Annotated in this window: 16 protein-coding genes; 14 read left to right on the forward strand and 2 right to left on the reverse strand. The window is 31.7% G+C overall.

What is annotated here, in order from left to right:
• Positions 1-80: 80 nt before the first annotated feature.
• On the forward strand, positions 81-2453 hold the full coding sequence (locus ACNG5D_RS02540; RefSeq protein ID WP_418181925.1) for a GAF domain-containing protein: 2373 nt from the start codon (positions 81-83) through the stop codon (positions 2451-2453).
• Here ACNG5D_RS02540 and ACNG5D_RS02545 read toward each other — a convergent pair.
• Positions 2450-3694, reverse strand: coding sequence for a Pycsar system effector family protein (locus ACNG5D_RS02545; RefSeq protein ID WP_418181926.1), 1245 nt, complete (start codon positions 3692-3694; stop codon positions 2450-2452). The two genes, ACNG5D_RS02540 and ACNG5D_RS02545, sit on opposite strands and share 4 nt — an antisense overlap.
• 157 nt (positions 3695-3851) lie before the next feature.
• Between ACNG5D_RS02545 and msrB the strand changes: the two genes are divergently transcribed.
• The 6 genes from msrB (at position 3852) to trxA (ending at position 11562) form a co-directional block, all read left to right on the forward strand.
• A complete protein-coding gene (gene msrB, locus ACNG5D_RS02550; protein ID WP_418181927.1) occupies positions 3852-4301 on the forward strand; it encodes a peptide-methionine (R)-S-oxide reductase MsrB in 450 nt (149 codons plus the stop codon).
• A 3-nt stretch (positions 4302-4304) separates the two neighbouring features.
• Positions 4305-5867, forward strand: a complete 1563-nt coding sequence (locus ACNG5D_RS02555; RefSeq protein ID WP_418181928.1) for a protein adenylyltransferase SelO — start codon at positions 4305-4307, stop codon at positions 5865-5867.
• Positions 5868-5890: 23 nt separating this feature from the next.
• On the forward strand, positions 5891-6385 hold the full coding sequence (gene msrA / locus ACNG5D_RS02560; protein WP_418181929.1) for a peptide-methionine (S)-S-oxide reductase MsrA: 495 nt from the start codon (positions 5891-5893) through the stop codon (positions 6383-6385).
• A gap of 44 nt (positions 6386-6429) precedes the next feature.
• A complete protein-coding gene (locus ACNG5D_RS02565; protein ID WP_418181930.1) occupies positions 6430-7389 on the forward strand; it encodes an aldo/keto reductase in 960 nt (319 codons plus the stop codon).
• Positions 7390-7493: 104 nt separating this feature from the next.
• On the forward strand, positions 7494-11201 hold the full coding sequence (locus ACNG5D_RS02570) for a metallophosphoesterase (RefSeq protein WP_418181931.1): 3708 nt from the start codon (positions 7494-7496) through the stop codon (positions 11199-11201).
• Between the two features lie 61 nt (positions 11202-11262).
• Entirely contained in the window at positions 11263-11562 is a 300-nt protein-coding gene (gene trxA / locus ACNG5D_RS02575) for a thioredoxin (RefSeq protein WP_418181932.1), read from the forward strand.
• Positions 11563-11571: 9 nt separating this feature from the next.
• Here the strand turns inward: trxA and ACNG5D_RS02580 are convergent, their stop codons facing one another.
• A complete protein-coding gene (locus ACNG5D_RS02580) occupies positions 11572-12375 on the reverse strand; it encodes an SdiA-regulated domain-containing protein (RefSeq protein ID WP_418181933.1) in 804 nt (267 codons plus the stop codon).
• Positions 12376-12507: 132 nt separating this feature from the next.
• Between ACNG5D_RS02580 and ACNG5D_RS02585 the strand changes: the two genes are divergently transcribed.
• From ACNG5D_RS02585 to ACNG5D_RS02615, 7 genes are all read left to right on the forward strand, one after another.
• Positions 12508-13380, forward strand: a complete 873-nt coding sequence (locus ACNG5D_RS02585; RefSeq protein ID WP_418181934.1) for an acyl-CoA thioesterase — start codon at positions 12508-12510, stop codon at positions 13378-13380.
• On the forward strand, positions 13370-14056 hold the full coding sequence (locus tag ACNG5D_RS02590) for a glycerophosphodiester phosphodiesterase (RefSeq protein WP_418181935.1): 687 nt from the start codon (positions 13370-13372) through the stop codon (positions 14054-14056). Before ACNG5D_RS02585 ends, ACNG5D_RS02590 begins: the two co-directional genes overlap by 11 nt.
• Before the next feature lie 2 nt (positions 14057-14058).
• Positions 14059-15270: a BaiN/RdsA family NAD(P)/FAD-dependent oxidoreductase gene (locus ACNG5D_RS02595; RefSeq protein WP_418181936.1), complete on the forward strand. Its 1212-nt coding sequence runs from the start codon at positions 14059-14061 to the stop codon at positions 15268-15270.
• A 1-nt stretch (position 15271) separates the two neighbouring features.
• Positions 15272-15802 carry a DUF1697 domain-containing protein gene (locus tag ACNG5D_RS02600; protein ID WP_418181937.1) on the forward strand — a complete coding sequence of 177 codons (531 nt, stop codon included), beginning with the start codon at positions 15272-15274 and terminating at the stop codon, positions 15800-15802.
• 9 nt (positions 15803-15811) lie between these two features.
• Entirely contained in the window at positions 15812-16894 is a 1083-nt protein-coding gene (locus ACNG5D_RS02605; RefSeq protein ID WP_418181938.1) for a diphosphomevalonate decarboxylase, read from the forward strand.
• Between the two features lie 28 nt (positions 16895-16922).
• Positions 16923-17852 carry a mevalonate kinase family protein gene (locus tag ACNG5D_RS02610; protein ID WP_418181939.1) on the forward strand — a complete coding sequence of 310 codons (930 nt, stop codon included), beginning with the start codon at positions 16923-16925 and terminating at the stop codon, positions 17850-17852.
• Between the two features lie 64 nt (positions 17853-17916).
• The gene (locus tag ACNG5D_RS02615; protein ID WP_418181940.1) at positions 17917-18819 is read left to right on the forward strand and encodes a geranylgeranylglycerol-phosphate geranylgeranyltransferase; all 903 of its coding nucleotides are present in this window, start codon (positions 17917-17919) and stop codon (positions 18817-18819) included.
• Positions 18820-18900: the final 81 nt, after the last annotated feature.

Here is an 18900-nt window from a genome sequence, read left to right on the forward strand (position 1 = left end):
ACAAAATTATAGTTAGGAAGTCTAGTTAATAACGACTAAACTTAATATTTGTAACTTTGTATACTAAGCTTAATAATATCATGGACATTAACGACAATATCGAGTCGCCCTTTTACTTAAATGTTAGCTTTAATAAACTCTTAGAGCAATATGAAGTTTTGGCAAATAGTGATGATGAGTTTATTGTTACAAAAGCTAAAAGTATTCTTGAAATAGCCAATGCATACCCAGAACTTCGAAAAGGGTTTAGCGATATTTCTATTTTAAAAACAAGAGAAAAGGAAATAAGTACCATTCTTAAAGATAGTTTTAGTCCGTTATTAACTAAAAATGAAATTAAAACAGCTTCTGTACCATTACACAATTTAATTTTTAACTCGTCCGAGCGTTTTAAAAACATTATAAATACTGCAGGGAAAAATTTCGAGCTTCAAATAAAAAACATGCCAGAAGACGATACGTATATAATGGCATGTACAATAATATTAAACTTTTGTTACGGTTATAATTTAAACTTTAAAAGACCATTTTATTACGAAATACCAGACGAAAACGGAATACTCCATTATTACAAAATACTATATAATGCAGATTTTTGCGAAATAATACCAAAAGAAAAAACAAAACGAATTACTCAAGCAGATTATAATGAGTTAATAGACAACTTTGAAAACGTTGCGTTATGGAAAGAAAAATTTCCACCAAACAGTTATATCTTTAAAGGCTTTGTAATATCAAATATTTTTGACGTAACAGATGATCAATCCATATCCAATATAAAATCATCACTTATAGGTGAAGATAAGCGCAAAAATGAAAATTTTATGGATGGGTTTCATGAAATTTTCAGATCATTATTAATGTTAAAAGACATAAAAGTTGGGTTTTCAATTTATAATAAAGAAGATGCAACTTTCGAGCGTGTATACGGTATAGGCATGAGTAGTTATCTTCTTGGAGATAAGGAAAATGAAAAATGTACAGAAGCCTTATGTGGTTGGTCTTACCAAAGGTTGTTACATGAAAACAAGTTTTTTTCTGTTTCAAATGTCGATGATGCTTATAGAAAAGCAAAAGACTGTGCCCCGCATATTAAAAGCTTGCATGATCAAGGTATTAAAAGTGCCATTTTTGCACCCATAGCAAACGACGAGGGCTTAATGGGAGTTATAGAAATAGTATCTAAAAAGCCCCAAGTGCTAAATAGCATAAATGCAAATAAGTTAGTTGATGTTATGCCGTTTATTGTATCGGCTGTCGAACGCTCTAAAAACGAAGAAGAAAACTTAATAGAAGCTATTATTCAGCAAGAATGTACATCTGTACATTCAAGTGTTAAATGGAGGTTTGTAAAAGAAGCAAGAGCCTTTATTAAAGATGAAATGAATGGTTTAGAGCCTAGATTTAAAAAAATTGCTTTCGATAATATTTATCCGCTATATGGGCAAATAGATATTAAAGGATCGTCAGAGGCTAGAAATAAAGCAACTCAACAAGATTTAGTGTTACAGCTTAAAGCTGTAAAAGAAATTTTTAAAACCATAGGGGAATCTGAAGATTTACCAATATACGAACAATACATTTATCAAATTAATGAGTATTTAAAAGGGTTAAAGAATAATTTTCAGGTCGATAGTGAACAACAAATATCATCTTTCTTAAAAGAAGATATAGAGCCAGTTTTTAAGCATTTAGCAACTGTTGAAATTGTTAAAGATAAAATAGAAGCCTACTATTTAAGTATTAACGACGAGCTTAATGTGCTCTACAAGCACAGAAAAGCTTATGATGATACCATAGCTAAAATTAATTACGAAATGGCTTTTTTGTTAGATAAAAAGCAAGACGAAGCTCAAGCTATGTATCCGCATTATTTCGAGCGCTTTAAAACAGATGGCGTAGAACATAACATGTACATAGGCGAGTCTATTACTAAAGAAGATAGTTTTAATCCTATTTACTTATATAATTTACGCTTGTGGCAATTGCAAGTTATGTGCGAAATGGAGAATAGTTATTACCAAATGAAATCTGGTTTTCCTGTATCGCTCGATGTTGCTTCAATGATTTTAGTTTTTAACCAGCCCTTGTCTATAAGTTTTAGAATGGACGAAAAACAGTTTGATGTAGACGGAACTTATAACGCACGCTACGAAATAGTTAAAAAACGTGTTGATAAAGCTTATATTAAAAACTCCAAAGAGCGTATTACCCAAAAAGGAAAAATTAGCATTGTATATTCTCAAAAACAAGACGAGATAGAGTACTTGCGATATATTAAATTTTTACAATCTAAACGTTATTTAGATACCGATGTAGAAATTGTAGAGCTAGAAGATTTGCAGGCCGTAACAGGGTTAAAAGCTATACGTGTTAGTGTACTTTATCATAAAGATAAAGACGATAAAGAGTTTTACACTTATAACGACTTAATGAAAGAAATTAAGGCTTAATTATGTGCTTTTATCACATGCGAAATTGGCGGCTCGTCTGGTAAAACATCTTCTAATTCGGCACCATTTTGTTTTAATGCAATACCAAATGATAGTACAGATACTATCATACCAATCATAAAAATAGTATAAGTAACCCTAAGAATTCTATATTTTCGTTCTAGTACTTTACCTAAAAAATATAAATCTTTAGTTAAAGAGCTGTATACATAGTCTTTATCTTTTAAAAGTTCTTTAACAGCCCAATCGTATTCCTCTAAACTCATTTTATGAAAATTACCAAAAAAAGTAAGATTAACATTTTTATTGGCAACATCTTCTTTAGTAAACTCGCCACTAGTAATATTAGGTCTAGTAGCAATAATAGATAAAACCATAGATATTACACAAGATAAAGTAAATATAGCAGTAGGGTAAATTAAGTAAGCGTTGTTGTCTAACTTTGAAATTAAATTAGCTAAAACTAACGAAATGATAATGGCATTTACAGATAAAAGTATATTAGCCTTTGTATCTGCAATATCACTTAATTTAATATGGTTTCTTAGAGCAACTCTGTAAAATGTTTGAATACCTCGTTCTGGACTCTCATTTTTATATTGGGCTTTGTATTTAGCTTTTAGCTCTTCGGTTTTAAGTTTGCTTTTTCTTTTCTTTTTGGTTTTCATTAATTTCGAAAGATTTTTTTCCTTTCTTGGTTGCCAATTTTTTAAAGCATAATCTGTATAAAACTCATGTTTTTTAGTAAGTACTTTTATGTTTTCGTTAAGCCATTCGGTTGGCGAATAACTAGCAATACCTTGCATTTCTAATTCTTTTCTAAGAAACTCGCTTGCTTCATCAAAATATTTTTTTCCAAAGTGAGATGCATCGGCATCTCTAATTATTTTGCCAAGTTCTGTTTTAGGATTGTCTTTAAATTTTGTAGCCATAATGCATTCGTTTACAGCTTTTATGGTTTCTGTACTTGCTTTATTCTCCTTTAAAAAAGTGGTGGCAATTTTTACACTTTCTTCTTCGTGCCCCGCTTTGGTTTTAATATAACCTGTATCATGTAATAACGCAGCCAACTCTAAAATTTCTGCGTTTTCTTTACTAATTTCTGTATGTTCTATAATTTCTCGTACACTTCTTAATACGCGCTCGGTGTGTGTGTAGTTGTGGTATATAAAGGTTGGATCTAATTCGTTTTTAAACAATTCAAAAACAAATTTTTCTGTACTTTCAATTAATTCCGACATAAAACAAGTAAATTTAATATCACAAATTACTAAAATTAAAATATATTTTGTGTGCTTTATCTATAAAGATTTAGATTGTAAGAAAGTCTGCTTATTTTCGACTTAATTTATTTTGAAACATATTATATTTATTAAGAAAAAAAAGGAATTAAATATTATGTTAACGTGGAAAGATGTTATTAATTTTTCTGTAAAAGGAAACCCTATACCAGATAAGCGTGTAGAGAAAACCGAAGCAGAATGGAAGGCACAATTAACTCCAGAGCAGTTTAGAATTACTAGGCTTAAAGGAACAGAGCGTCCGCATACTGGAGATTTGTGCGCCATGCACGAAGCTGGTAAATACAATTGTGTATGTTGTAATACGCCTTTGTTCGATTCTACAATTAAATTTGAATCTGGCACAGGATGGCCTAGTTTTACACAACCAATAAAAGAAAACGCTATAAAATACGAGCGTGATACAACGTATGGTATGGTGCGTGTTGAGGTTATGTGTAATACCTGCAATGCACATTTAGGTCATGTGTTTCCAGATGGGCCAGAACCAAGTGGTTTAAGGTACTGTATTAATTCAGAATCCATGCAATTGGAAAAAGAATATTAATTGATGAATTTAAATATAAAAGATAAGTTTAGTAAAAAACTTCCTGCAGATACTGCTCTAGATAATACGAGAAGGCAAGTTTTAAATGCTTGTTTTTCTTATGTAACCCCAAAGCAAACAGCAAAACCAGAGTTGTTACATGTGTCTGCAGAAATGCTAGATAGTTTAGGTATATCTAGTACAGAAGCAAAAACAAGTAATTTTTTGGGTGTTTTTACAGGAAATAAAGTTTTAGAAAACTCTAAACCTTACGCCATGTGTTATGGTGGCCATCAATTTGGTAATTGGGCAGGGCAATTAGGAGATGGACGAGCAATTAATTTGTTTGAAATTGAACACAAAAACACAAATTGGCAAGTACAACTTAAAGGCGCAGGAGAAACGCCATATTCTAGAACGGCCGATGGTTTGGCTGTATTACGATCTTCTGTAAGAGAATATTTGTGTAGCGAAGCTATGTTTCATTTAGGTGTGCCAACTACTAGAGCTTTATCATTAGCACTAACTGGCGATTCTGTATTACGAGACATTATGTATAACGGAAATCAAGCTTACGAAAAAGGCGCAATTGTATGCAGAGCAGCAGAAACCTTTTTGCGTTTTGGAAGCTTTCAAATTTTTGCTTCAAGGCAAGATAATGTTACCCTTAAAACTTTGCTAGATTATACAATAAAACATCATTTTCCTCAGTTAGGAGCTCCTTCAAAGAAAACATACCTTGCTTTTTTTAAAGAAGTAACAAACCGTACCTTAGATATGGTAATCCATTGGCAACGTGTAGGCTTTGTACACGGTGTTATGAATACCGATAATATGTCTATTTTAGGATTAACTATAGATTATGGTCCCTATGGCTGGCTAGAAGGTTATGATTACGGATGGACACCCAATACTACAGATAGACAACATAAACGATATCGCTTCGGAAATCAAGCCAACGTAGGCCTGTGGAATTTAATACAATTAGCAAATGCTATATATCCTTTAATTGATGAAGCAGAGCCTTTAGAAACCATTTTAAACGAATACAAAACCAATTTTGAAATTAAATTGCTGCGAATGATGCGATCTAAATTAGGTTTGTTTAAAGAAGAAGAACATGACCAAAAATTCATATTAGAATTAGAAGATATATTACATCTTACAGAAACCGATATGACTATCTTTTTTAGAAATTTAGCTTCTTTCGATAGCCAAAACCCCTTAAAAGGACTTCAAGTTATTACCGATGCATTTTACAAACCAGAAGAGGTTGTAGGCAATATTGAAAAACGTTGGAATAATTGGTTCGAAAAATATGCTAAAAGATTAGGTAAAGAATCTTTATCTATTAACGATAGAAAGCAAAAAATGAATACAATAAACCCTAAATTTGTATTGCGTAATTACATGGCACAATTAGCCATTGATGATGCCAATAAAGGGAATTATAAATTAATAAACGAGTTGTTTAATATGCTTAAAAAACCCTATGCCGAACAGCCAGAAAATAAAAAATGGTTTGCAAAACGCCCAGAATGGGCAAGGCATAAAGTGGGGTGCTCTATGCTATCGTGCAGTTCGTAACAAGTAATAAACAAAAATTAAAGATGAGTAATTATAAAAAAGCATATATAGCAGGAGGTTGTTTTTGGGGTATGGAAGAATTGTTTAGAACACAACCAGGAATTAAAGATACCGAAGTCGGGTATATTGGTGGCGAAAACGAAAACCCTACCTACAAATATCACCCAGGACATGCCGAAGGTGTTGAGCTAACGTATGATGCAAACGAAACATCGTTTAGAGAAATTCTAGATTATTTTTTCAGAATTCATAATCCAACAACTATTGATAGGCAAGGAAACGATTTGGGGTCAAGTTATAGATCGGTTATATTTTTTCAAAATGAAGAAGAAAAAGAAGAAGCCGAAAACATGATTAAACTTGTTAATAAATCTGGCAAATGGGAAAGCCACGTAGTAACCACTTTAGAGCCTTATTCAACATTTTGGAATGCAGAGCCAGAACACCAAGATTATTTGGTAAAAAATCCAAATGGCTATACCTGCCATTTCGAAAGATTTAAAGAAAGCTTTATTTAAAAAATATTTAAGCAAAAAGGCTAAAGATTTAGAAAGAATAAAAAATGAATTTAAAAACGAAAATAGGCTTAGGTTTAGCAGCATTAGGAAGACCAGAGTATATAAATATTAGAGCAGAGAAACTGAATGATAAATCTGAAGGTGCTTTTAAACTTAATACGTTTTCAGTTTTAGATGAAGCTTATAAGTTAGGAGTTCGATATTTTGATACGGCACCATCTTACGGAAAAGGCGAAGCGTTTTTAAATGAATGGAACTTAAAAAACAATGATGAAAATATTGTTTTAGGTACAAAATGGGGGTATACTTATGTTGCTAATTGGGAACTTGGTTTTAAAGGAAAACATGAAATAAAAGAGCATTCGCTAGAAAAATTAAAAGCGCAGTGGGAAATTTCAAAACAGTTGTTACCAAACTTAAAATATTATCAAGTACATTCTGCTACTCTTGAAAGTGGTATTTTAGATAATAAAGTTGTTTTAAATCAATTATACCAAATTAAAAAAGAAATAGGACTTCAAATAGGTATTTCAACAAGCGGAACTAATCAAAGCGAGGTTATTAATTTAGCTTCAAAAATAACCGTTAATAACGAATATTTGTTTGATAGTTTTCAAGTTACATATAATGTTTTGGAACAATCTACTTTTAAAATTTTAAAACATATTCTTAGTCAAGGTAAAAAAGTAATTATTAAAGAAGCATTAGCAAACGGACGTATTTTTAGCAATAAAAAATTTCATCAATACCAACAGCTTTATTTAATTTTAAAGGAACTTGCAAAAAAGTACGAAGTAGGAATTGATGCTATAGCTTTGCGTTTTGTTATAGATAGTTTAGAGCCAACTTATGTGTTAAGCGGAGCTTCTAATATAAGCCAGTTGCAAGAAAATTTAAAAGCCTTACATTTTAACCTGTCAATAAAAGAAATAAACAGGTTAAAATCGTTGCATAATTTAAGTTCTGGTTACTGGCAAGAGCGTAGTAATTTATTGTGGAATTAACTAGAAGTTTAAATAACTAAATGCTATTTGAGGCATTATTTAATTTTTTACAATAGTTTTAAAAACTCTAAAGTCTTATTTTTACAAGAACAGATAACGTTAATATGAAGTTTATAAAGTTTACGCTAGTTTTTACAATAATTTTAGGGTTCACGGCTTGTGCAACATATACACCACAATATGCAAATAAAAAACACAATCAAGTTGTTTTTCCTAGCAAACCTATAGATAAAACATTTTATTTAGTTGGCGATGCAGGTATATCTCCTATTGGAGGTATGTCTAAAGCTTTAACAGCATTTAATAAGCACTTAGAGGGAAAGAAAACAAAAAACGATTTCACTATTTTTTTAGGAGATAATATTTACCCGTCTGGATTGCCAAAAAAGAACGAAAAAGGGCGCCAAAATGCCGAAAATGCCTTAAAAGCACAAAGTAAAGCAATTGCAGGTTTTAAAGGAGAAACTGTTTTTATTCCAGGTAATCACGATTGGTATGCAGGTGGTTTAAAAGGCTTAAAACGCGAAGAAAAGTATGTTGAAGATTTAATAGGTAAAAATACCTTTCAGCCAGAAAATGGTTGCCCTTTAGAAAGTATAGATGTTAGCGAAACCATCCAGCTTATAATAATTGATACGCAATGGTATTTAGAAAACTGGAATAATCATCCAACAATAAACGATGAATGCGAGATAAAAACCAGAGAGCGTTTCTTTTTAGAAATAGAAGGCGAACTTAAAAAAGCACAAAATAAAACGACAGTTTTTGCGATGCATCATCCCATGTATACAAATGGATCGCACGGAGGTAAATATGCGTTACAAAAACACTTGTATCCATTTCAACAAAAAATACCACTTCCTGGGATAGCTTCTTTTATTACTCAAATGCGAACACAAGGCGGTGTCTCTATTCAAGATCGATATAACGAGCGTTACCATGAGTTAATGAGTCGTTTGGAAACCATGACATTAGATGCCGATAATGTTGTTTTTGTTTCTGGTCACGAACACACATTACAGTATATAGAGCAAGATGGTATTAAGCAAATAGTGTCTGGTTCTGGTGCAAAAGAATCTTATGCCGAGTTAAGTGATAATGGTTTATTCTCGACAGGAAGGCAAGGGTTTGCCGAGTTAACTATTTTTAAAGACGGTAGCAGTTGGGTTAGGTTTTATGGAGAAGCATATGGAGCGCCAAAATTATTATTTACAAAAGAGATATTTGCGCCTAAACAAAAGTACGATACCTCGAAACTTCCAGAGCATTTCCCTAACGAAGTAGAGGTGTCCATATATTCAAAAGAAGAAACCAATGTTAGTGGCTTCTTTAAATCGGTTTGGGGTGAGCACTATCGCAATATATATAGTACAAAAATAAAAGCCAAGGTAGCTACGCTAGACACCCTGTATGGAGGGTTAGAAGTGGTAAGAAAAGGTGGCGGGCATCAAACAAGATCTTTGCGTTTAAAAACAAAAGACGGGCGCGAACTTAATATGAGAGCTCTTCGCAAAAGTGCCACGCAATATTTGCAAACCGTTTTATTTAAAGATACTTATATTCAAGACGAATTTGAAAAAACAGCTGTTGAAGGTTTAATTTTAGACTTTTATACAGCGGCCCATCCATATGCTTTTACAGTAGTTCCAGACTTGTCTGATGCTGCAAAAATATACCATACAAACCCTAGGCTTTACTTTATTCCAAAACACAAGCATCTTGGCGAATTTAATAAGGAATATGGTGGCGAACTTTATATGATAGAAGAACGCCCAGAAGAAAACTATGCCGACGATAAAAACTTTGGATTTGCCAACGATATAGAGAGTACTCACGATATTATTGAAAAAATAAGAGAAGATGAAAAATATAAAATTGATGAAAATGCTTTTGTAAGAGCAAGACTTTTCGATATGTTAATAGGAGATTGGGATAGACACCAAGACCAATGGCGTTGGGCACAATTCGATATGGAAAATGGCGATAAATATTTTAGACCAATACCTAGAGATAGAGATCAGGTGTTTTCAAACTTTGATGGTGCTTTGTTAGATGTCATGAAAGTTATTTCTGGATCAACAAAACAGCTTCAGGTGTACGACGAAGATTTAAAAAATATAGCATGGATGAATGCTGCAGGTATTAAACTAGATCGAGTTATGCTACAGCAAGCCAATAAAGAAACTTGGCTAAAACATGCTAAATTTCTTCAAGAAAATATTACCGACGAAATTATTGATAAAGCATTTTTAAAAGTGCCAAAAGAAGTACAAGATAAAACACTAGAAGAAATAAAAACTAAGCTAAAAGGTAGGCGAGCCAATATGCAAGATATTGCAACACGCTATTACAATTATTTAAATAAACTAGTTATTCTAACAGGTACAGATAAAGATGATTATATAGAGGTAACAAGAACAGGAGATAAGGAAACCCATGTTAAAATATCTAGAATAAAAGATGGCGAAAAAGGCGAAGTTATAGTCAACAAAACATTTAATAGAGATATTACAAAAGAAATATGGATATATGGCTTAGACGATAAAGATGTTTTTAATGTAAAAGGTAAAGCTAATAACCCTATTTTTATAAGATTAATTGGCGGGCAAGAAAACGATACCTTTATTATTAAAAATGGTAGAAAAATAAAGGTTTACGATCACAAAAGTAAACCCAATACCATTAAAGAAAATAACGGCGCTCAAGTAAGACTAACCGATGTTTATAAATTAAATCTATTCGATTTTAATAAAAATATTACTAAATCTAGTGTAATAACACCAGCAATAGGTTTTAACCCAGACGATGGATTTTTACTTGGAGTATCCTACTCGAAAACTATTAAAGGGTTTCAAAGAAACCCATTTTCGCAGCAGCATAGGTTTAAAGGAGGATATTATTTCGCAACCAAAGGTTTTTCTTTAAATTATAATGGCGAGTTTGCTAATATTATAAACGATTGGAATTTGCATATTGGCGGGCAGTTTACTACCGAAAATTTTACAAATAACTTTTTTGGTTATGGAAATGAAACAGAAAATAACGATGATGATTTAGAGTTAGATTATAATCGAGTTAAAACAAGTATTTATGCTGTAAAAGCAGGGATTATTAAGAAAGGTAATTTTGGTAGCGATTACGGGTTTAGAACCATTTTTGAAGGTATAGAGATTGATAATACCGAAAACAGGTTTATTACAAACCAGCATGTTGATGCAGATAATAAAGAGTTTTATAAACGTCGGTTTTTTGGAGGCCTAGAAACACAATTTAACTACAAGAGTTTCGACAATAAAATTAACCCCAAAAAAGGAATGACCTTTATGCTGCAACTAGGTGGAAAAACCGAGTTTGAAGACACCAAAAACACCTATGCATATTTAAACTCAAACCTTGGGTTTTATAATTCGCTTACAAAAAATAAAAATTTAGTTTTAAAAACAGATGTACAAACTCAAATAAGAATAGGCGACGATTTACTGTTTTATCAAGCAGCAAATATAGGAGGTAAAAATGGATTAAGAGGATTTAGAACCGAACGTTTTACAGGTGAAAGTTCGTTAGTAGGTAGTGCAGATTTACGCTACAGTTTTCTCTCTTTTAAAACCAATACTTTACCATTGCAAATTGGTGTTTTTGCAGGAGGCGATGTAGGTAGAGTTTGGTTGAAAAACGATTTTTCTAATAAATGGCATAACGATTATGGAGGTGGTTTTTGGGTAACTGCAGCCGAAAGCTTATCGGGAACATTTAACTTTTTTAATAGTGTAGAAGGCTTAAGGTTTTCATTTGGGTTTGGGTTAAACTTTTAATTTATAAACACATTGTAATTTGTAGGTTGATTTTTCGTCTATACTATTAAAAATAATAATAATGAAAAGTAGTTTTAAAAGCATAGTAACATCTGAAGATGTTGTTTTAGTAGATTTTTTTGGCACTTGGTGTGGCCCATGCCAAGCCCTTATGCCTATATTAAAAGAGGTTAAAGATGAGTTGGGAAATGCTGTAAGAATTGTAAAGATCGATATTGATAAAAACCAAGAATTAGCAACAAAATATCAAGTTAGAAGCGTTCCTACCATGATTTTGTTTAAAAATGGAAAACCAAAATGGAGACAATCTGGAGTGCTTCAAAAAAAAGATATTGTAAACGTTATTAAAACCCATAGTTAAATATGGGGTTTAGTTTATTTTAAACTCGTAAATATTACCACCCTTGTTTTTGTTTCTTTCATCGGTAATGTATACCGTTGTGTCGTTTTTAAAACAAATGCCTTCTTTTTGCGAGTTGTGTTCAAATTTTATAGTTTTTATATCGCCCTTAAAAAAGTTATCGTTTTTAAAATTGGTAATTCTTATTAGCCTGTCATGGTTTAAAAGTACTATAGTATTTTTACTTTTATTAATGGCTGCCGATGTAATTTTAGCATCTTTGCCTTTTAATTTAAAATGAGTAACAACTTCTGCAACATGTTTTCCTATGGTATTAGGAACTTTAATAAGCATGCAAGATTTGTTTTCTTTACTAAAAATATAGAAGTGGTTATTTAATAGAAAAAAAGCTTCAAAATCTTCAGAATTCACTTTTTTGGGTAATGTAAAAGTTATACGCTTAGCATGAGCTTTATTTGATGCTAAATGAGATACTTTGTAAATAGTAAAATCATCTCGGTTTTTGCTGTTATTTCCAAAATCACCAATGTAAATATTGCCTTCCTCATCAGAGGTTAAATCCTCCCAATCAATATTACTCGAGTTATTAATATCAATATCTTTAACAATTTGTCCTTTTATATCTAAACCATAAAGATTGTTTTTGTTGCCAGAATCTTCAATAGTCCATAGTAAATTAGAGTGGTTAACTACTTCTATAGCAGAAGCTTCTTTTAAACCATTAGGTAAATCGGCAATAGGTTTTAGCTTACCTGTGTTGCAGGATAAAAATAGAAATGTTAAAAGTAATATAGGTTTTAAAGCAATAGTCATAAATTGTATTTTTATCTTTGTTGAAATGTAATATAAGAATGTTCCTTTAAAAACATAAGCGGGAAATCTTAAAGAATATGTAAAATTTTAAAAATGCTATAAAATATAGCTTATTAATGTATTAATTATTTTATGACAACAGTTAACGATTTATTAAACCTTTTAGTATTAAAGAAGATAAACGATAACGAATTTAATGGCGAAAGTAAAGCTATTGGAAGCCCTATAGTTTTTGGTGGTCAAGTTTTGGCACAAGCCTTAAATGCAGCTAGTAGAACCATTACAAATAAAAGAATTTTACATTCCATGCACGCTTATTTTTTAGAAGCAGGAAATTTAGATTTACCAATAACATACCATGTAAGTGTGGTTAGAGATGGGGGGAGTTTTTCGGTAAGACGAGTAACAGCCCAACAAAAAGATGTAACAATATTTATTTTATCGGCTTCTTTTCATAAAAAAGAAGAAGGGTATAACCACCAAATAGAGATGAAATTAAATGTTAAACAACCAGAAGAGTTGTTAAGTTGGACAGATATGTATAATGAGTATGGTAATTTTTTACCTAAAGGCCTAAAGTCTTTTTTGGCTATTGAAAGACCTATAGAGTTTAAGCCTACGGCTTTTGCAAACCCTTTAGAACCTAAAAATTTACCTCCTACTTACGATGTTTGGTTTAAAGTTAAAGGCCATGTTGAAGAACTAGATTTAGCAGTAAAGCAACAAATTTTAACTTATATTTCAGATTACAACATATTAACAGCAACATTAAACCCACATGCAAGCAAAGCACATTGGGGTAATACATTAACAGCAAGTTTAGACCACTCGATGTGGTTTTTTAGAGATTTCGATTTTTCCGATTGGATGCTTTATAGCATGGAATCTCCTAGTACATCTGGAGCTAGAGGTTTTGCAAGAGGAAATATATTTACCAGAGACGGAAAATTAATAGCCACCGTGGCTCAAGAAGGATTAATAAGACCTATTAAAAATGACAAGTAGTATTTTAAAAATTGGACATAGAGGAGCCAAAGGACATGTAACTGAAAACACTTTAGAATCTATAAAAAAAGCTTTCGCTTTAGGTGTAGATGGTATAGAAATAGATGTGCACAGATGCGCATCTGGAGAGTTGGTTGTTTTTCACGATTTTACTGTAGATAGAATAACAGACGGTACAGGCGAAGTTGCAAAACAACCACTTAGAGCCTTAAAAAATTTAAAAACAAAAGGAACATATAAAATACCAACCTTAGCAGAAGCTTTGCTTTTGGTAGATAATAAGTGTCTGCTAAATATAGAATTAAAGGGCCAAAATACGGCAAAAGAAGCAGCTAGAATTATTACTTTTTATGTCGATAAAAAAGGTTGGGACTATAGTAATATTTTAGTGTCTAGTTTTCAAGAAGAATTGCTTGAAACTGTATACCAAATAAATAATAAAATTCCATTAGGTGTTTTAACAGATAATAATTTAGAAAAAGCTGTGGCATTAGCCAAAAGAATTAAAGCCAATACACTACTTGTAAACTACACAATGTTAACAGAAGATATTGTAACAGAACTTAAAGAAAATTTTAAAGTAATAGCTTTTACGGTTAATAATTTAAAACCCTTAGAACGTATAAATTCTTATGGTGTAGATGGGATAATTTCTGATTATCCAGATAGAATATAAATATGACACAAGAAAACGTCATCGTTATTGGTGGTGGAGCAGCAGGTTTTTTTGCTGCTATTAACATAGCTGAGCAAAACCCAAGTTTAAAAGTCACTATTTTAGAACGCGGAAAAGAAGGCTTAGGTAAAGTTAAGGTTTCTGGTGGTGGGCGATGTAATGTAACACATGCCGAGTTTATTCCTAAAGAATTAACACAAAATTATCCAAGAGGTGAAAAAGAATTATTAGGGCCTTTTCATCAATTCATGACAGGCGATACCATAGAGTGGTTTGAAAAACGAGGTGTCGCATTAAAAATTGAAGAAGATGGCAGAATGTTTCCAGTTTCAAACTCATCGCAAACCATAATAGATTGTTTTTTAAACCAAGCTAGAAAGCTTAATGTAGAGGTTTTATATAACCATTCGGTAAAAACCATAACCGTAGCTAACAATTTGTTTAGTATTGCAACATCAAAAAAAAATTTTTTAGCAAATAAAGTTTTAGTTGCAACCGGAAGTAACCCAAAAATATGGAATCTTTTAGAAACATTAGGGCACACCATTTCGCAGCCCGTACCTTCATTATTTACTTTTAATATAGATGATGAGCGTATTAAAGACATTCCTGGTGTAGTAGCCCCACATGTTGAAGTTAAAGTGTTAAAAACTAATTTGTTTAGCGATGGCCCTTTGTTAATTACACATTGGGGCATGAGTGCTCCGGCAATTTTAAAACTCTCTGCTTTTGGTGCTATAGAGTTAGCAAAACAAGATTATAAATTTAAAATAGAAGTTAATTTTATACGGCAACATGTAAACGATTGTTTAGAAACCTTAAAAGTTTTAAAACACGAATTAGCTAAAAAAACAGTATTTAAAACAACACAGTTTAATTTACCAAAACGACTTTGGCATAAATTAGTTTTAGCAACAGGTTTAAATGAAGAAACAAGATGGGCTAATTTAAATAAAAACCAATTAGAAACATTAGCCAAACAACTTACTCAAGCCGTTTTTAAGGTTCATGGCAAAAGTACTTTTAAAGAAGAATTTGTTACAGCAGGCGGTGTTAACCTTAAAGAAATTAACTTTAAAACCTTTGAGAGTAAGCAGGTTAAAAATCTGTATTTTGCAGGCGAAGTTATTAATGTAGATGCGGTTACAGGTGGCTTTAACTTTCAAAATGCTTGGACAGGCGCATACATAGCAGCTCAAAATATTTCTAAATAAAATGAATACTTACATTGCGCTATTAAGAGGAATAAATGTTGGCGGACATAAAAAAGTACCCATGGCAATGCTACGGGAGGCACTTGTAAAGGTAGACTTAATAAATGTAAAAACTTATATACAAAGTGGCAATGTTATTTTTCAATCTTCAGAAAAAAACACCAAAGCCTTAGAAATAAAAATACAAGAAGCAATTACAACTAATTTTGGGTTTGAAGTACCTGTTTTGGTATTAACTTTAAACGCATTAAAACAAATTTTTAATACCTGCCCGTTTCCAGAGCCAGTAAAAACAAATAGTTATTTTATGTTTTTGTATAGTGCTCCAAATCAAGATTTAGTAAAACAAGTAGAGCAGTTATCATTTCCACATGAAAGGTTTGTAATTACAAATTCAGCCATTTATTTTCATTGTTCTGTAGGTTACGGAAAAGCAAAATGCAGTAATAATTTTTTCGAAAAAAAATTAAAAATAACTGCAACGGCAAGAAACTATAAAACAATGGTAAAGTTATTATCTTTGTCCGCTTAAACATAACAAATGGCAGAACAAGACTTTATTCCAAAACCCTATTCAAAAAATATAGAAAGCGGTAGTTTTACTTGGTCATCGCCAAGTAATATTGCTTTAGTTAAGTATTGGGGAAAAAAAGCCAACCAAATTCCAGAAAACCCATCAATAAGTTTTACACTAAATAATTGTAAAACCACAACAAAATTAAGCTTTACAAAAAAAGAAAATAGCAATAATTTTTCATTTGATGTTTATCTAGACGATAGTAAGAAAGACGATTTTAAACCAAAAATTGAAACTTTTTTTAAGCGAGTAGAGGTGTATTTACCCTTTTTAAAAAATTATTATTTTAAAATAGAAACCACAAATACATTTCCGCACAGTTCTGGTATAGCCTCTTCGGCATCAGGAATGAGTGCTTTGGCATTATGTTTAATGAGTATAGAAAAGGAGCTAAACGGTAATAATATTACAGAGCATTATTTTACACAAAAAGCATCATTTTTAGCACGTTTGGGTTCTGGTAGCGCATGCAGAAGCTTAGAAGGCGATTTAGTAGTTTGGGGAAAACACAACCAAATTGAAGGAAGCTCAGATGTCTTTGGGGTAAAATATCCATACAACGTACATAAAAACTTTAAAAATTACCAAGACACCATTTTATTAGTCGATAAAGGCGAAAAGCAAGTAAGTAGTACTGTTGGGCACAATTTAATGCATGGACACCCTTTTGCGCAAGAACGCTTTAAACAAGCCAATAAAAATTTATCAGATATAATTTCCATATTAAAAACAGGCCATTTAGATAAGTTTATCGCATTGGTAGAAAGCGAAGCACTAACACTTCATGCTATGATGATGACAAGCATGCCGTATTTTATTTTAATGAAACCCAATACCTTGCAAATTATTAATAAAATATGGGAGTATAGAACATTAACAGGCTCAAAAGTATGTTTTACATTAGATGCAGGAGCAAATGTGCATGTGCTTTATCCAGAAAATGAAGCAACCCAAGTGCTAGAATTCATTAAAAATGAATTAGTTGCATTTTGTCAAAATGGTCAGTATATTAACGATAAAATTGGATTTGGAGCAAAACAGTTGTAAATTTGTATAACCCAATCCATAGTAACTTATGAAAGGACCTCTATTTTACTCGAAAATATTACTCTTTGGTGAGTACGGAATTATTAAAGATTCTAAAGGATTATCTATTCCTTACAGTTTTTATAATGGCGCTTTAAAGAAAGATAAAAACCCATCGGAAATCGCCATAAAATCTAACGTAAATTTAAAGCAATTTGCTACATATCTTCAAAATATAGACCGTGCAATTGTACGTTTTGATAATGAGCGTTTGCAAGACGATGTAAATTCAGGAATGTATTTCGATTCTTCAATACCACAAGGCTACGGCGTTGGTAGTAGTGGTGCATTAGTAGCAGCACTTTATGATAAATATGCGTTCGATAAAATAACGGTTCTAGAAAATTTAACAAGAGAAAAACTTTTAAAACTAAAGGCTATTTTTGCAGAAATGGAATCTTTTTTTCATGGTAAATCCTCTGGTTTAGATCCTTTAAATAGTTATTTAAGCATACCAATACTAATAAATTCTAAAGATAATATAGAAGCCACAGGAATACCCGCACAGCAAAGCAAAGGTAAAGGCGCTGTATTTTTGTTAGATAGCGGAATAATTGGCGAAACCGCACCTATGGTAAGCTTGTTTATGGATAACATGAAACAAGAAGGTTTTCGTAGTATGCTTAAAAACCAATTTATAAAACATACCGATGCTTGTGTAGACGATTTTTTAAAAGGCGATATAAAATCGTTGTTTAGAAATACCAAACAACTTTCTAAAATAGTATTGAATAATTTTAAACCCATGATTCCAAACCAATTTCATGAACTTTGGAAAAAAGGTTTAGAAACCAACGATTATTATTTAAAACTCTGCGGTTCTGGCGGTGGTGGTTATATTCTTGGTTTTACCGAAGATATTAAAAAAGCTAAACAAGTATTATCCGATTATAAATTAGAAGTCGTTTACAACTTTTAAGCAAACAAAACTCTTGCCCCGATTTTTTTTAGTTTTTTCAGGAGCTTAACCATATCGTATTAAAATGCTATCCAGAAAACAGAAACATATTCTACTCAAGTTTTTTAGTATGTTCTCTGTAGTAAGAGGCTATAATATTTTAGTTATAGTAATAGCCCAATACCTAACAGCCATATACATTTTAGCACACGACAAACCAGTAAAGCAAGTTGTATTCGATTTAAATTTGCTTATGCTTGTATTAGCATCGGCGGCAGCAATAGCAGGAGGTTACATTATAAATAGCTTTTACGACTCAGAAAAAGATTTAATAAACCGTCCCATAAAATCAAGGCTAGATAGATTAGTAAGTCAAAACACCAAACTATCATTCTATTTTGTATTAAATTTTATAGCAGTAATTCTGGCAAGCTATGTATCGTTTAAAGCAGTTGTATTCTTTTCCATTTATATTTTTGGTATTTGGTTATATTCGCATAAACTAAAAAAGTTGCCATTTATAGGTAATTTAACCTCTGCAATACTAACAATAACACCATTTTTTGCCATATTTATGTATTACAAAAATTTCGAAACCGTAATTTTTGTACACGCTATATTTTTGTTTTTAATGATTTCTATGCGCGAACTCACAAAAGACTTAGAAAACATAAAAGGCGATATAGCCCAAAACTATGTAACCATTCCTGTAGCTTACGGCGAAAAAACATCAAAAATTATGCTTACCATTTTAGCAATACTAACCTTAGCGCCAACCTATTTATTGCTGTACCGTTTCGAAGTAGGTTACATGTATATATTCTTTTATTTAAGTTTAATTTTATTAGTCGTTTTTTTACTGCTATTATGGTTATCAAAAACCAAAATACAATACTTAATATTACACAATATATTAAAATGTATTATTCTAGCCGGCGTATTTAGTATATTACTAATCGATGTTAATGTTATATTAAACAGAATATAAGTATTTGGGCGTTACCACAAGGGTCGGGCTTTCACTACTCAATCTTTTTGCAAAAAGGCAAAAAGGATTTCAAACAAGCCG

The organism is Algibacter ulvanivorans (genome assembly GCF_048381495.1).
Lineage (GTDB): Bacteria > Bacteroidota > Bacteroidia > Flavobacteriales > Flavobacteriaceae > Algibacter_B > Algibacter_B ulvanivorans.

Bases quoted from the DNA above. Each gene is read 5' to 3' on its own strand.
- ACNG5D_RS02610 (WP_418181939.1), top strand. From the start codon at position 16,923: ATGAAAGGACCTCTATTTTACTCGAAAATATTACTCTTTGGTGAGTAC.
- trxA (WP_418181932.1), top strand. From the start codon at position 11,263: ATGAAAAGTAGTTTTAAAAGCATAGTAACATCTGAAGATGTTGTTTTA.
- ACNG5D_RS02590 (WP_418181935.1), top strand. From the start codon at position 13,370: ATGACAAGTAGTATTTTAAAAATTGGACATAGAGGAGCCAAAGGACAT.
- msrB (WP_418181927.1), top strand. From the start codon at position 3,852: ATGTTAACGTGGAAAGATGTTATTAATTTTTCTGTAAAAGGAAACCCT.
- ACNG5D_RS02540 (WP_418181925.1), top strand. From the start codon at position 81: ATGGACATTAACGACAATATCGAGTCGCCCTTTTACTTAAATGTTAGC.
- ACNG5D_RS02595 (WP_418181936.1), top strand. From the start codon at position 14,059: ATGACACAAGAAAACGTCATCGTTATTGGTGGTGGAGCAGCAGGTTTT.
- ACNG5D_RS02580 (WP_418181933.1), bottom strand. From the start codon at position 12,375: ATGACTATTGCTTTAAAACCTATATTACTTTTAACATTTCTATTTTTA.
- ACNG5D_RS02545 (WP_418181926.1), bottom strand. From the start codon at position 3,694: ATGTCGGAATTAATTGAAAGTACAGAAAAATTTGTTTTTGAATTGTTT.
- ACNG5D_RS02565 (WP_418181930.1), top strand. From the start codon at position 6,430: ATGAATTTAAAAACGAAAATAGGCTTAGGTTTAGCAGCATTAGGAAGA.
- ACNG5D_RS02605 (WP_418181938.1), top strand. From the start codon at position 15,812: ATGGCAGAACAAGACTTTATTCCAAAACCCTATTCAAAAAATATAGAA.
- ACNG5D_RS02570 (WP_418181931.1), top strand. From the start codon at position 7,494: ATGAAGTTTATAAAGTTTACGCTAGTTTTTACAATAATTTTAGGGTTC.
- ACNG5D_RS02585 (WP_418181934.1), top strand. From the start codon at position 12,508: ATGACAACAGTTAACGATTTATTAAACCTTTTAGTATTAAAGAAGATA.
- msrA (WP_418181929.1), top strand. From the start codon at position 5,891: ATGAGTAATTATAAAAAAGCATATATAGCAGGAGGTTGTTTTTGGGGT.
- ACNG5D_RS02555 (WP_418181928.1), top strand. From the start codon at position 4,305: ATGAATTTAAATATAAAAGATAAGTTTAGTAAAAAACTTCCTGCAGAT.
- ACNG5D_RS02615 (WP_418181940.1), top strand. From the start codon at position 17,917: ATGCTATCCAGAAAACAGAAACATATTCTACTCAAGTTTTTTAGTATG.
- ACNG5D_RS02600 (WP_418181937.1), top strand. From the start codon at position 15,272: ATGAATACTTACATTGCGCTATTAAGAGGAATAAATGTTGGCGGACAT.